At 75.9% G+C, this 13,561-nt stretch carries 9 protein-coding genes; 3 read left to right on the top strand and 6 right to left on the bottom strand.

The genetic code is table 11. From position 1 onward, the window contains the following. Positions 1–8: 8 nt before the first annotated feature. The 5 genes from ACLFMI_RS02035 to ACLFMI_RS02015 form a co-directional block, all read right to left on the bottom strand. The gene (locus tag ACLFMI_RS02035; RefSeq protein WP_410946289.1) at positions 9–947 is read right to left on the bottom strand and encodes a MazG family protein; all 939 of its coding nucleotides are present in this window, start codon (positions 945–947) and stop codon (positions 9–11) included. Continuing rightward, on the bottom strand, positions 944–1,858 hold the full coding sequence (locus ACLFMI_RS02030) for a SurA N-terminal domain-containing protein (RefSeq protein WP_410945968.1): 915 nt from the start codon (positions 1,856–1,858) through the stop codon (positions 944–946). The genes ACLFMI_RS02035 and ACLFMI_RS02030 overlap by 4 nt, the downstream gene beginning before the upstream one ends. Before the next feature lie 50 nt (positions 1,859–1,908). Further along, on the bottom strand, positions 1,909–5,472 hold the full coding sequence (locus tag ACLFMI_RS02025) for a S41 family peptidase (protein WP_410945967.1): 3,564 nt from the start codon (positions 5,470–5,472) through the stop codon (positions 1,909–1,911). A gap of 49 nt (positions 5,473–5,521) precedes the next feature. Then, complete coding sequence (gene mfd / locus ACLFMI_RS02020) at positions 5,522–9,196, bottom strand: transcription-repair coupling factor (RefSeq protein ID WP_410946288.1); 3,675 nt, start codon at positions 9,194–9,196, stop codon at positions 5,522–5,524. 208 nt (positions 9,197–9,404) lie between these two features. After that, positions 9,405–10,223: a siderophore-interacting protein gene (locus ACLFMI_RS02015; protein WP_410945966.1), complete on the bottom strand. Its 819-nt coding sequence runs from the start codon at positions 10,221–10,223 to the stop codon at positions 9,405–9,407. A gap of 163 nt (positions 10,224–10,386) precedes the next feature. Between ACLFMI_RS02015 and nthA the strand changes: the two genes are divergently transcribed. From nthA to ACLFMI_RS02000, 3 genes are read left to right on the top strand one after another with little or no spacing between them, the layout of a single operon-like run. Further along, positions 10,387–10,986: a nitrile hydratase subunit alpha gene (gene nthA, locus ACLFMI_RS02010; protein WP_410945965.1), complete on the top strand. Its 600-nt coding sequence runs from the start codon at positions 10,387–10,389 to the stop codon at positions 10,984–10,986. Further along, positions 10,983–11,642, top strand: a complete 660-nt coding sequence (gene nthB / locus ACLFMI_RS02005) for a nitrile hydratase subunit beta (protein WP_410945964.1) — start codon at positions 10,983–10,985, stop codon at positions 11,640–11,642. The genes nthA and nthB overlap by 4 nt, the downstream gene beginning before the upstream one ends. After that, a complete protein-coding gene (locus ACLFMI_RS02000; RefSeq protein WP_410946287.1) occupies positions 11,635–11,943 on the top strand; it encodes a nitrile hydratase accessory protein in 309 nt (102 codons plus the stop codon). The genes nthB and ACLFMI_RS02000 overlap by 8 nt, the downstream gene beginning before the upstream one ends. Positions 11,944–11,982: 39 nt before the next feature. Here the strand turns inward: ACLFMI_RS02000 and ACLFMI_RS01995 are convergent, their stop codons facing one another. Then, positions 11,983–13,515 carry a GntP family permease gene (locus ACLFMI_RS01995; protein WP_410945963.1) on the bottom strand — a complete coding sequence of 511 codons (1,533 nt, stop codon included), beginning with the start codon at positions 13,513–13,515 and terminating at the stop codon, positions 11,983–11,985. Positions 13,516–13,561 lie beyond the last annotated feature (46 nt).

Below are 13,561 nucleotides of genomic sequence, written 5' to 3'. Positions count from 1 at the left end.
GGTGGGCGTCAGGGGACGGGCCAGTAGTGGCGCCAGTCCTCCGGGGTCAGGGTGTGGGGGTCCTTGCCGTCGGCGGCGGCGGCCTTCTCGGCGGAGCGGACCCGGGCGTCGAACGCGCGGGCGACGGCGCGCAGCGCGGCCTCCGGGTCGCCGCCGTCGAGCTGGGCGGCCGCGGCGAGCCGGAACAGCGTCTCCCCCGGCTCCTCGCCGGCGGGCAGCAGGTCGGCCGGGAGCCCGGCCTTCGCGGTCCGCGAGGCCAGCTTGGCGGCCAGCGCGACGGCCGGCTGGCCGGTCGCGACACCGTCCACACTGGAGTCACGTTGCTTCTCGGCGCGCTTCAGCTCGTCCCAGCGACGGTCCTGGTCCGCGGCCGTCCGCACCCGCTCGCCCTGCGCGAAGACGTGCGGGTGCCGGCCGACCAGCTTGTCCACCAGTCCGGTCGCGACCTCGTCGATCCCGAACGGGGTGTCCGGGCACTCGGCCGCGACCCGGGCGTGGAACAGCACCTGCAGCAGCACGTCGCCGAGCTCCTCGCGCAGCTCGTCCCGGTCGGCGTCCTCGATCGCCTGGTAGAGCTCGTAGCACTCCTCGACCAGGTAGCGCAGCAACGACTCGTGGGTCTGCTCGGCGTCCCACGGGCAGCCGCCGGGCGAGCGCAGCCGGTCCATCACCGCGACGGCGTCGAGCAGCGCGGACCCGGTGGGCGGCGGCAGCGCACCGGGGCCGGCGGCGGCGGGGTGCCCGGCCGGGACCAGCAGCACGGTGCGGTCCGGCAGTGCGGCGGGGTCGGTGCCGTCCCACGGTGCCGCGCCGGCCGCGCGGGCGGTGCCCTCGTCCAGCTCCGGGGCGGCGAGCACGGCGTCCGCGGTGCGCAGCGCGGGCACGGCCGCGGCCGGCAGCACGGCGACCCGGCGCGGGCAGACGACGACGGCGGCGCTCACGATCAGCCCGCCGGGGCCGGCTCGGCGACCGGGAACAGCTGCGCGGCCTGGCCGGCGTCCGGGACGGCGGTGAGCGACACCGGGTCCCAGGTGCCGTAGCGCGGGTTGAGCTGCACGCCCTCGCGCAGCGCCAGCGGGGTGAGCAGCAGGATCCCGGCCTCGCCGAGGCTCTGCTGATCCAGCCGGCCGGCGAGTACCGGGGCGGGCGGCGGCGGGCCGAGCTCCCGGCTGTTCACCCGGACCACCACCCAGCCCTGCCCGGCACCGAGCTGGAACGCGGCCACCTGCCCGGCCGGGATCCCGACCAGCGGGGTGAGCGCGGCCTGCGGGGTCGCGGCGGGACGGATCTCCAGGTCCCGCTGGGCGGTGCCGGCGCCGGCCAGCGCCCGCTCGGCCTCCGCACCGCCGGCGGCCAGCGCCCGGGCCAGGGCGGTGGCCTCCTCCCTGGTCTGGGCGACGGCGAGGTCCGCGGTCACCGCGAGCCGGTCCAGCTCCCGGGTGGCCAGCTCGGTGGCGATCAGCCGGTCCCGGGCCGCGGCACGTGCCCCGCCGGCCGCCAGCGAACTCGACGCCACCGCCTGCTCCCCGCCGGACGCGGCGATCGCCGCGTCGATCCGGTCCTCCCCGATCGTGATGCCGTGCTCGGCGGCGGCCTGTTCCAGGAGCCGGCGCACCACGAGCTGGGAGACCACGGCGCGGCCGATGTCGGCCTGCGAGCCACCCTGCGCCTCGAAGCCCTCGACCAGCCCGGGCCGGGTGAGCACCGAGGTGATCGCAGGCTGCACCTCCGCCAGCGGGATCGACTCCTGGCCCACGATCGCGGCCGAGTCGGCCCGGTTCGGTCCGGCGCCACAGCCGGCCACCAGCGCCCCGGCGGCGATCAGGACGGCCAGCAACCTGCCCGTGGGAGTGCGCACCCGAGCACCTTCTCACGCCGGATGTGGCGCCCGTCTCGCCGCCCCGCGGGTCAGACGGCAGGACGCGGCGGCAGCACCGGCCTGGTCATCGACGGCCGGGTCGCCCGGTCCGGCGGGCGCACCGGCGGCTGCTCCTCGACTCGCTGCAACGCCAGCGCGATCGCCCGGTCCAGCTGCGGGTCCCGGCCCGCGGTCCGGTCCTGCGGGGTCACGACGACCTCGACGTCCGGGTCGACGCCGTGGTTCTCCATCCCCCACCCGACGTCGTCGAACCAGGTGGCGTAGCGGGGCTGGGTGATCCGGGTGCCGTCGACCAGCCCGTAGCGGCCGTCGATGCCGATCACGCCGCCCCAGGTGCGGACGCCGACGACCGGCCCGATCCCGAGCCGCTTGATCGCCGCGGTGACGATGTCGCCGTCCGAGCCGGAGCGCTCGTCGGCCAGCGCGACGACCGGCCCGCGCGGCGCCTGCTCCGGGTAGGTGGCCGGAGCCCGGTGCCGGGGCAGGTCCCAGCCGATCACCGTGCGGGCCAGCTTCTCGACCACCAGCTGCGAGGTGTGCCCGCCGCGGTTGCCCCGGACGTCGAGCAGCAGCCCGTCCTTCGCGGTCTCCCGGGCGAGGTCCCGGTGCAGCTGCGCCCAGCCGTACCCCATCATGTCCGGCACGTGCAGGTAGCCGAGCCGGCCGCCGGAGCGCTCGGCGACCTCGGCCCGCAGCCGCGCGACGCGGTCCTGGTAGCGCAGCTCGTCCTCGGACCCCAGCGGGCGCGCCGCGACCCGGCGCACGGTGCCCGCGTCGGCCCGGTCGGGTCCGGATCGGACGGTCAGCTCCACGGTCCGGCCGGCCCGTGCCACCAGCAGCGGGGCCGGGCCCCACGCCGGGTCGACCGGGCTGCCACCGACCTCGAGCAGCACGTCGCCGGGGCGGACGTCGACGCCGGGTGCGGACAGCGGGCTGCGCGCGGCCGGGGCGGAGGTCTCCGGCGGCAGCACCCGGGTCACCCGCCAGCCCGGGCCGCCGGGCTCGGGCTCCAGGTCGGCGCCGAGCAGGCCCGGCCGCCCGTCCCGGTCCCCGGCCGGACGCCCGCCCATGACGTACGCGTGCGAGGTCCCGAGCTCGCCGTGCAGCTCCCAGAGCAGGTCGACCAGGTCGTCGTGGCTGCCGACCCGCTCGACCAGCGGCCGGTAGCGGGCGGTCTCCGCGGCCCAGTCGACACCGGCCATGTCCGCGGTCCAGAAGTGGTCGCGCATCAGGCGGGCGGTCTCGTCGAACATCTGCCGCCACTCCGCGGACGGGTCGACGGTCACCACCAGCCGCCCGGTGTCGATCTCGAACTCGTCGCCGCCCTCGTCGTCCGGGGTGGACGAGCCGGACCGGTCGGCGCGCAGCAGCCGGACCTTGCCGCGGTCCCGGGCCACGATCCGGGTGCCGTCCCCGCTGACCGCGAACCCGGTCGCCGGGTCGGCGATCACCGTGCTGCTGCGGCGGACCAGGTCGTAGCGCTCCAGCACCGCGGGCTCGCGCTCGGCGGCGTCGTCGGCCCGGCTGTCGCCGAGCACGCCGCCGCCGGGCACCCGCAGCCAGACCAGCCCGCCCGCCACCGCGGCCAGCCCGGTGTAGCGGGCCGCCTCGACCGGGATCCCGACGACCCGGTCCGCCAGGCCCTCCGGGTCGACCCGGACCTCGGGTGGGCCGTCGTCACCCTTCTTCCGGCCCGTGTCCGCCAGCGCGGCCCGGTCCGCCGGCGCTCCGGACGCGGTCGCGGTGCCGGTCACGGTGTGGGCTGCGGCGCCACCGGCGGCGTCCGTCCCGGGGTCCCCGCCCTCGCCCGGGTCCGGCGGGGTCGCCGGCGGGTCCTCCGGGCTCTCCTCGCCCGCGGTCACCGGACGGCCGTCCGGGCTCGCCCCGAACGGCGACGGCGTCCGTGCCGCCAGCGGCACCAGGAACGGCTTCCAGCCGCTGCCGAAGGTCAGGTCGAACGCGTGCTGGTCGTAGGAGGGGTCGAACACCCGCCGGGACAGGAACGCCAGGTGCTTGCCGTCCGCGGTGAACACCGGGTCCGAGTCCAGGAACCGGGCCGGGGTGACCTCGACGTGCTCGCCGTCGGTGAGCCGGGTCAGCAGGATCCGGGACAGGCCCGGCTCGGTGGGCTCGCACCAGGCCAGCCACGCCGAGTCCGGCGACCAGGCCAGGTCGAACGGCTCACCGGCGGCGCTGCGGGCCAGCTCGCGCAGCTCCCCGGCCGCGCGCTCCGGACCGGCCTCCCCGGACGCGTCGACGGGATCGGCAGGATCAGCGGCATCGGTGACCACCCCGTCGACCACCCCGTCGGCCGGGCCGGCGCCGGTGCCCGGCGCCGGGTCGGGCCCGGTGTGCAGCACCAGCAGGCGGCCGTCGTGGGTGGTCAGGGCGAGCGCCGAACCGTCCGGCGCCGGGACGAGTTCCAGCACCCGGCCGAGCCCGCCCGCCGCGTACCGCACCCGCTCCGGGGCCCCGGGCCGGTGCGGGTCGAGCGGCGCGACGCACACCGCGTCCTCGCCCTCGGCATCGTCCACCCAGGCCGCGCGGTGCTCGCCCAGCGGGTGCGCCAGCCGGGCCCGCACCCCGGGTTCGGCGAGCAGCGTCCGGGACGGGCCGTCCCGGTGGGTCAGCCGGTGCACGGTGCCGCGGACGCCGGCGATGCTGGTCCGCCCGGTCCGGTCCGGCCGTACCGGGCCGAGGTCGGCGGGCACCGGGGCACGGAACGGATCGCGGGCCGAGCGGGGCCCGCCCAGCCGCACGTCCAGCCGGCGCGGCTGCGCGGCCGCGTCCAGGTCGTCGAGCAGGAACAGCTCGCCCGCGCACTCGTAGACGACCCGCCGGCCGTCGGTCGAGGCGTGCCGGGCGTAGAAGTCCGGCAGCGCCCCACCGGCCCCGTGATCGGTGTGCCGGCGCAGGCCGGTGGCCGGGTGGGCCAGCGGCACCGAGTAGAGGTTGGCCCAGCCCTCGTGATCGGACAGGAAGGCCAGCCGGGGCCCGTCCGGGGTGTCGACGATCATCGGGCACTCCAGCTGCCCGTCCAGCCCGGCCAGCACCCGGGTGAACTCGCCGGTGCCGGCGGCGTCCAGCCAGAGCCGGCCGGCCCGGCCGCCGCGGTAGCGCTTCCACCAGGCCGCGTCGCGGCCGCCCTCGACCTGGGTGAGGACCGCGGGCCCGCCGGGCGCGAACGCCAGCGCGCTGAGCGTGCCGTAGGGCAGCCGCCGCGGGGTGCCCCCGGTCGCCGGGAGGGCGTAGGCCCAGCTCCGCGAGGTCGGGTCGCCGTGCGCCGAGAGGGCGACGACCTCGCCGTCGGGGGTCCAGCCGGCCGCCCGGGTGAGCATGTCCCCCCACCAGGTCAGCCGCTGCACGCCGCCGCCCTCGAGGCCGGTCCGGTAGACCTCCCACGCCCCGTCCCGGCACGAGGTCCACGCCAGGCTCGCCCCGTCCGGGGAGATCCGCGGCCCGGACGCCGGCAGCGCGTCGGCGGTCAGCCGGTGGGCCCGCCCGCCGTCGACCGGGGCGGTCCACACGTCGTCCTCCGCGACGAGGACCAGGGTGTCGTCGCGCAGGTGCGGGTAGCGCAGGTACGAGGACATGAGCCGAACCTAACCCGGCCCACCGACGATCCGGGCCGCCGGTGCCGGGTCAGGCCTGCGCCGGTGCCGGGCTCGGCACGATCTGCAGCAGCAGCTCCGCGCACCAACCCAGCAGCTCGGTGTCCCGCACCGGGGCCCCGCCGATCCGGCCGCCCTGCACCGGCTTGGGCACCGTGACCATCTGCGCGGCCGGCTTGTACTGCGCCTTCGGGTACAGCCGCCGCAGCCGCAGCTGCGCCGAGTCGGGCAGCGTGACCGGCCCGATCCGGATCTGCGCCCCGGCCGCGGCCACCTCGCCGATCCCGAGCCGCCGGCACAGCTGCCGGAACCGGGCGACCTCCAGCAGGTTGCGCACCGGCGTCGGCGGCTCGCCGTAGCGGTCGGTCAGCTCCTCGACGATCGCCGACAGCATCTCGTCGTCGGCCGCCTCGGCGATCTTGCGGTAGACCTCCAGGCGGAGCCGCTCGCCGTCGACGTAGTCGTGCGGGACGTGCGCGTCGACCGGCAGGTCCACCCGGACCTCGGCGAGCGCCTCGTCCTCCGGCTGCACCTGCTCGCCGCCGGCCTGCTTGCGGAACGCCGCGACCGCCTCACCCACCAGCCGGATGTAGAGGTCGAACCCGACGCCGGCGATGTGGCCGCTCTGCTCGGCGCCGAGGATGTTGCCGGCGCCGCGGATCTCCAGGTCCTTCATCGCGACGGCCGCACCGGAGCCCAGCTCGGAGTGCTGGGCGATGGTGGCGAGCCGGTCGTGCGCGGTCTCGGTCAGCGGGTGCTCCGGCGGGAACAGGAAGTAGGCGTAGCCGCGCTCCCGGCCCCGGCCGACCCGGCCGCGCAGCTGGTGCAGCTGGGACAGCCCGAGGGTGTCCGAGCGCTCCACGATCAGCGTGTTCGCGTTCGAGATGTCCAGGCCGTTCTCGACGATCGTGGTACAGACCAGCACGTCGGACTCGCGGTGCCAGAACGCGTTGACCGTGCGCTCCAGCAGATCCTCGTTCATCTGCCCGTGCGCCACCGCGACCCGGGCCTCGGGCACCAAGTCCTGCACCTTCTTCGCCGCCCTGTCGATCGACGAGACCCGGTTGTGCACGTAGAACACCTGGCCGTCGCGCAGCAGCTCGCGACGCACCGCGGCGGCGACCTGCTTGTCGTCGTAGGCCCCGACGTAGGTCAGGGTCGGGTGCCGGTCCTCGGGCGGGGTGGTGATCGCCGACATCTCCCGGATCCCGGCCAGGCTCATCTCCAGGGTCCGCGGGATCGGCGTCGCGGACAGGGTCAGCACGTCGACGTGCGCGCGCAGCGCGGTGATGTGCTCCTTGTGCTCGACGCCGAAGCGCTGTTCCTCATCGACCACCACCAGGCCGAGGTCCTTCCAGCGGACCCCGCCCTGCAGCAGCCGGTGCGTCCCGACGACGACGTCGACGTCGCCGGCGGCGAGCTGGGCCATCGTCTCCTTGGCCTCGGCCGGGTCGGTGAACCGGGACAGCCCGCGCACGCTGACCGGGAACGCCCGCATCCGCTCGGCGAACGTCGTCAGGTGCTGTGTGGCCAGCAGGGTGGTCGGCACCAGGACCGCGACCTGCTTGCCGTCCTGCACCGCCTTGAACGCCGCCCGGACCGCGATCTCGGTCTTGCCGAACCCGACGTCGCCGGAGATCACCCGGTCCATCGGGACCGCCCGCTCCATGTCCTTCTTGACCTCGTCGATCGCGGTCAGCTGGTCCGGCGTCTCGGTGTAGGGGAAGGCGTCCTCCAGCTCGCGCTGCCAGGGCGAGTCCGCCCCGAACGCGTGCCCCGGCGACGCCTGCCGGGCCGCGTAGAGCTGCACCAGCCCGGCCGCGATGTCCTTGACGGCCTTGCGGGCCCGGCCCTTGGTCTTCGCCCAGTCCGCACCGCCCAGCTTGTTGACGGCGGGCTGCTCGCCGCCGACGTAGCGGCTGATCTCGTCCAGCGCGTCGGTCGGCACGAACAGCCGGTCCGCGGGCTGGCCGCGCTTGGAGCTGGCGTACTCCAGCACCAGGTACTCGCGGGTGGCGCCCTGGACGGTGCGCTCCTTCATCTCGACGAAGCGACCGATGCCGTGCTGGTTGTGCACGACGTAGTCGCCCGGCTGCAGCGCGGCCAGGTCGACGGCGTTGCGCCGGCGCGGGGTGGTCTTGCGCGGGGCCGTGTCCAGCCCGGCCCGGCTGCCGGTCAGGTCGGCCTCGGACAGCAGCACCAGCCCGATCTCGGTGGCGGTGAAGCCGTTCAGCAGCCGCCCGCAGGTGACGGTGACCAGACCCTTCTCCGGGGCGTCGCCGAGCTGCTCGACCTTCGTCGCCGGGACCTCGGCCTCACGCAACTGCTCCAGCGAGCGGTCCGCGGTGCCCTGCCCGGCCAGCACCAGCACCGCGGCGCCGCCGGTGGCGACGTGCGCGCGCAGGTCGGTCAGCGCGCGGTCGGTGTCCCCGCGGTAGGGCTCGATCTCGTGCACTGCCGGGACGATCACGTCGTCGGCGCCGGACAGCAGCGGCGAGAGCGACACGACCGGACGTCCGGTGGCGGTGGCGTGCTCCAGCGTCGCGGTCAGGTCCCGGTAGGCCGAACCGGACACGTCGATCGGCGCCTCGCCGCCGGAGCCGGACGCCAGCCAGGACGCCTCCAGGAACTCCTGGCCGGTGCGGACCAGGTCGGCGCACCGGGTGCGGATCCGCTCCGGGTCGGCGAGCAGCACCCGGGAACCGGCCGGGAGCAGGTCGGTGAGCTGCTGCATGTCACCCGACGCGGCGTCAGCGGAGTCGGCATCGACACCGCCCACGAGGGCCGGGATCAGCGACTCCATGCCCTCGCCGGGGATCCCCTCGGCGAGCTTCTCCAGCATCTCGCGCAGGGGGTTCCGGTTCAGCCCGGCCGTCTCCGGCTGCTCGGCGGCCAGCGCGGCGGCCCGCTCCCGGACCGGGCCGGTCAGCAGCAGCTCCCGGCACGCCGGCGCGAGGACCCGGTCGACCTCGCCGACCGAGCGCTGGTCGGCGACGGAGAACGCGCGCAGCTCGGCGACCTCGTCGCCCCAGAACTCGACGCGCACCGGGTGCTCGGCGGTCGGCGGGAAGATGTCCAGGATGCCGCCGCGGACCGCGAACTCGCCGCGGGTGGTGACCATCTCGGCGCGGGTGTAGGCCAGCTCGACCAGGCGCTCCAGCAGTGCCTCGAAGTCGTACTCGGTGCCGACGGCCAGCGACACCGGCTCCAGCGCGCCCAGGCCCGGCGCGACCGGCTGGATCAGGCTCCGCGCGGCGCTGACGACGACCCGCGGCGCGGTCGCCACCGAGGCCAGCCGGTGGAAGACGGTGAGCCGGCGGGCCACGGTGTCCGGCCGGGGGGACAGCTTCTCGTGCGGCAGCGTCTCCCAGGACGGCAGCACGACGACCGGCGCGTTCGCGCAGTCGGCGACCGTATCGGCGGCCGCGCCCACGTCGGTGCCGTGCCCGAGCAGGTCGGACACCGCCGCGGCCAGGTCCTCGGCCTCCCGGTCGGTGGCGGTCACCGCGAGCACGGTGCCGGGGGTGTCGTCGTCCCCGTCCGCCGGGGATCCCGCCAGTCCGGCGGTCAGCAGCGGGCGCAGCGCGGCCGGGCCCTCGACGCGAACGGCCGGGGTCTCGGCGGTGCGGGGATCGACGCCGCGGGCGGCGTCCAGGGCGGCCCGCAGGCCGGCGTCGGACAGGGCGGAGGTGAGCAGACCGGACAGGATGGCCACGGAGGCGCTGGCTCCTCGCTCGGGACGGGCGTGGGTGGCGCGCTGCGGTGTCGTCGATCCTGCGGTGTCGTCGACCCGACGGCGGCGATCCGGCAGCGCGTGACAGACCCCTGCCCGGGACGCGACGTGCGACGGCCCGGTCGGGGTGCCGGGTTCCGACGATACGCCGGGTCGGGCGGGCGTCCGCTGGCCGCTCGCGCTACAGCAGGCCGTCGCGGCTCAGGCTCGCCTCGTAGAGGTCCAGCTGCCGCTCGTCGTCCCCGCCGCCGGCGGCCTCGGCCTCGGCCCAGGCGCGGGCGAACCGGTCCTGGTTGGCCTCCCAGGTCCGGCGGAAGGTGTCGGCGTCGCGGCGCCAGTAACCGAGCACGCCGTAGGCGGAGGCGGGCAGCCCGCGCTCGTGCCGCAGGTGCTTGCGGGCGGCGCGGGTGGCGGCGGCCTCGCCGCCGACGTAGACGTAACCGGGGCCCTCCGGAAGCTCCAGCCCGGCGACGATCTCGGCGAGACGGCTCCCGGTCTCGGACACGGGCTCCCGGTGCACCCGGGCACCGCCCGGGAAGTCGGCCGGGACCTCGTCCACCTCGAGCACGACCCGGGTGGCGAGCCCGGGCGGTGACTCGGCCACGATCCGGGCCAGCGCGGGCAGCGCCGCGGCGTCCCCGACGAGGATCTGCCAGCGGGCGTCGGCGGGTCGCTTGAACCAGAAGTGCGAGCGGGAGACGCCGAGCTCGTCGCCCACCCGGGCCCTGCGCGCCCAGCTCGCCCCGACGCCGCCGGGGTGGCAGACCACGTCGATCAGGGCCCGCTCTCCGCTCGGGTCGACCTCGCGCAGGGTGTACCAGCGGCCGTGGTCGTCGCGCCCGCCGTCGGGCAGCGGGAAGTGGAACACGCAGGCCTCGTCCGGCGCGCCGGTCAGGCCGAGCTCGGCCAGCGCCCCGCCCTCGACCTCGGCCCGGACGAACGTCTCCGAGAGCCTCCGCACGTCGGTCACCCGCACTGCGGCTGCGGTCTCCTGTACCACGCGGACCTCCCTTGAAGGTAGCTGAGCCTCAGCTAACCATGCGCGTCCGGCGGCGGTCCAGATCGGCGACGACGGGTGCGACGTCCCACACCGCACCGCCGCTCCCCGGGCCACATCCCGGCGAGGCGGGGCCCGGCGACGGCCCTCGACTCCCGGCCACGGGATGGTTAGCGTCGGGCCGGTGAGCGGGGAGCTGCGGCCGGTCGATGCGCGGGTGCGGGCGCTGGAGTCGATCCTGGTCGAGAAGGGCTACGTCGACCCGGCCGCGCTGGACGAGATCGTCGAGACCTACCAGCACCGGGTCGGTCCGCGGAACGGCGCGCGGGTGGTGGCCCGCGCCTGGACCGACCCGGCGTACGCCCGGCGGCTCGCCGACGACGCGACCTCCGCGGTGGCCGAGCTCGGCTACGGCGGGCGCGGCGGCGAGCACCTCGCGGCGGTGTTCAACTCCGAGCGCGAGCACCACCTCGTCGTCTGCACGCTGTGTTCCTGCTATCCCTGGCCCGTCCTCGGGCTGCCCCCGGTCTGGTACAAGTCCGCGGCCTACCGGTCGCGGGCGGTCCTGGACCCGCGCGGGGTGCTCGCCGAGTTCGGCACCGTGCTGGACGACGACGTCGCGATCCGGGTGCACGACTCCACCTCCGAGCTGCGCTACCTGGTCGTCCCGCAGCGCCCCGCCGGCACCGACGGCTGGCCGGCCGACGCGCTCGCCGCGCTCGTCTCCCGGGACTCGATGATCGGCACCCGGCTGGTGACGGCGTGAACGGCGCGCACGACCTCGGCGGCGCGATGGGGTTCGGCCCGGTCGAGCCGGAGCCGGAGGACGTCCGGTTCCACGCGGGCTGGGAGGCGCTCGTGCTCGCGCTGACCCTGGCCGCGGCCCGGCCCGGTGGCTGGTCGATCGACGAGTCCCGGCACGCCCGCGAGTCGCTGCCCCCGCCGCTCTACCTGAACCTGACCTACTACGAGATCTGGCTGGCCGCGACCGAGAAGCTGCTGGTCGCGCACGGCCTGGTCGGCGCCGACGAGCTCGCTGCGGGCCGCTCGCTGCGCCCCGGCGTCCCCGCCCCGGAGCCGCTGGACGCGGCCGCGACCGCCGAGGTACTGGCGACCGGTGCCCCCACCGAGCGCGCGGAACCGGCCCCGCCGCGGTTCGGCCCGGGCGACCGGGTGCGGGCCCGGGTGATGCACCCGCGCGGGCACACCCGGCTCCCCCGCTACGTCCGCGGCAGGTGCGGGGTCGTCGAGTCGCGGCGCGGGGCGCACGTACTGCCCGACGCCCGCGCGCACGGGGACGGCGAGGCGCCCGAGCAGCTCTACACCGTCGTCTTCGCCGGCGAGGAGCTGTGGGGACCCGACGCCGACCCGACCACGACGATCTCCGTCGACGCCTGGGAGAGCTACCTTGAGCGTGCCTGAGGGTCCGGTGTTCGACGAGCCCTGGCAGGCGCAGGCGTTCGCGATCGCGGTGACGTTGCAGGACCGCGGGATCCTCGGCCGGCAGGACTTCGCCGAGGCGCTGGGTAGCGAGCTGGAGACCGGTCAGGACTACTGGGACGCCTGGCTGGCGGCCCTGGAGGGCCTGCTCGCCGAGCACGGTCTCGCCGACACCGGCTCCCTCGACGAGCGCACCGCCGCCTGGCAGCGCGCCGCCGTCGCCACCCCGCACGGCTCCCCGATCACCCTGGACGCCGACCCGGAGCGGCTCCGCCACCCGTGAGTGGTTATCGCGGTCAGAGCCGCGATAACCACTCACGGGTCACACGACCACCCACACCAGCCCCGCGGCGGCGAACCCGACGACGGACAGGATCGTCTCGAGCACCGTCCAGGTCTTCAGGGTGTCCTTCACCGACATGTTGAAGTACTTGGACACGATCCAGAACCCGCCGTCGTTCACGTGGCTGGCGATGATCGAGCCCGCGGAGACCGCGACGACGATCAGCGCTATCTGCGGCTGCGAGTAGCCGCCGCCGGCGACGGTCGGGCCGATGATGCCCGCGGTGGTGACGATCGCGACGGTGGCCGAGCCTTGCGCGATCCGCAGCGCCGCACTGATCAGGTAGGCGGAGACGATCAGCGGCAGGCCGATCGCCGTCATCGACCCGGCCAGCGCGTCGCCGACCCCCGTCTCCTGCAGGACCTTGCCGAAGAACGCGCCGGCCCCGACCACGAGCAGGATCATCCCGACCGGGCGCAGCGACTCGCCGGAGATCCGGCTCAGCTCGGCCATCGACGTCCCGCGCCGGACCCCGAGCAGGTACATCGCGAGCAGCACGCTGATCGTCAGCGCGATGGCCGGGGTGCCGAGGAAGACGAGCACGTCGTGCAGGGCGGTGCCCTCGGCCAGCGCGACCGAACCGACCGTCGCGCCGAGGATCAGCAACATCGGCACCGCGATGATGAACGAGATCAGGCCGACCGACGGCGGTGCGGTCACGGCCCCGGCCCGCCCGGCGGCACCGGCCGTGTCCGGTTCGACGGTGCCGGTCGCGGCCTGCGGGACTCCACCGGTGGCCGCGGCGCCACCGGGCACCGGTTCCGCGGGGGCGCCCGGGCCGCCGCCCGCCGGAACGCCACCGGCCGGCCCGGAGCCACCCGGCACGTCCTCGGGGACGTCGATCAGCACCCGCTTCCCGATCACCGAGCCCCACCACACGCCGCTGACCAACCACGCCGGGATCCCGCAGAGCAGCCCCATGGCGATGATCCAGCCCATCCCGACGCCGAGCAGCCCGCCGGCGGTGACCGGCCCGGGGTGCGGTGGCAGGAACGCGTGCGTCATGGACAGGCCGGCGAGCATCGGCAGCGCGTAGAGCACCAGCGAGCGCCCGCCGCGCCGGGCCGCGACGTAGACCAGCGGCGCCAGCACGAAGATCCCGATGTCGAAGAAGACCGGGATGCCGAGCACCAGCCCGGTCACGCCCATCGCCAGCGGCGCGCCCTTCGGCCCGAACAGGCGCAGCAACCGCTCGGTGAGCGCGTCCGCTCCCCCGGAGCGCTCCATGATCGCCCCGAGCACGGTGCCCAGGCCGATGATCGGCGCGATGTGGCCGAGGATCCCGGCGAACCCGGTCTCCAGCAGCGAGTCGGACGAGCTGAGGGGGGTCCCGACCAGGTCGGTGATCGAGACGCCGGCGACCAGGGCGACCAGCACGCTCGTCACGATCAGCGCGATGAACGGCTCCAGGCGCAGCCGCATGATCAGCACCAGCAGCAGCGCGACGCTCACCGCGGCCAGCGTGAGCAGGCCGGACGTGTCGTTCTGCAGCCAGTCGAGGAAGGCCGTCATCGGAGTTCTCCTGCCGGGGCTGCGGTCCGAACGGGACCGGTGCGTA

The sequence above is a fragment of the Pseudonocardia nantongensis genome, from assembly GCF_046546495.1.
Taxonomy (GTDB): Bacteria; Actinomycetota; Actinomycetes; order Mycobacteriales; family Pseudonocardiaceae; genus Pseudonocardia; species Pseudonocardia nantongensis.
This window is presented reverse-complemented; position numbering and strand designations above follow the sequence as displayed.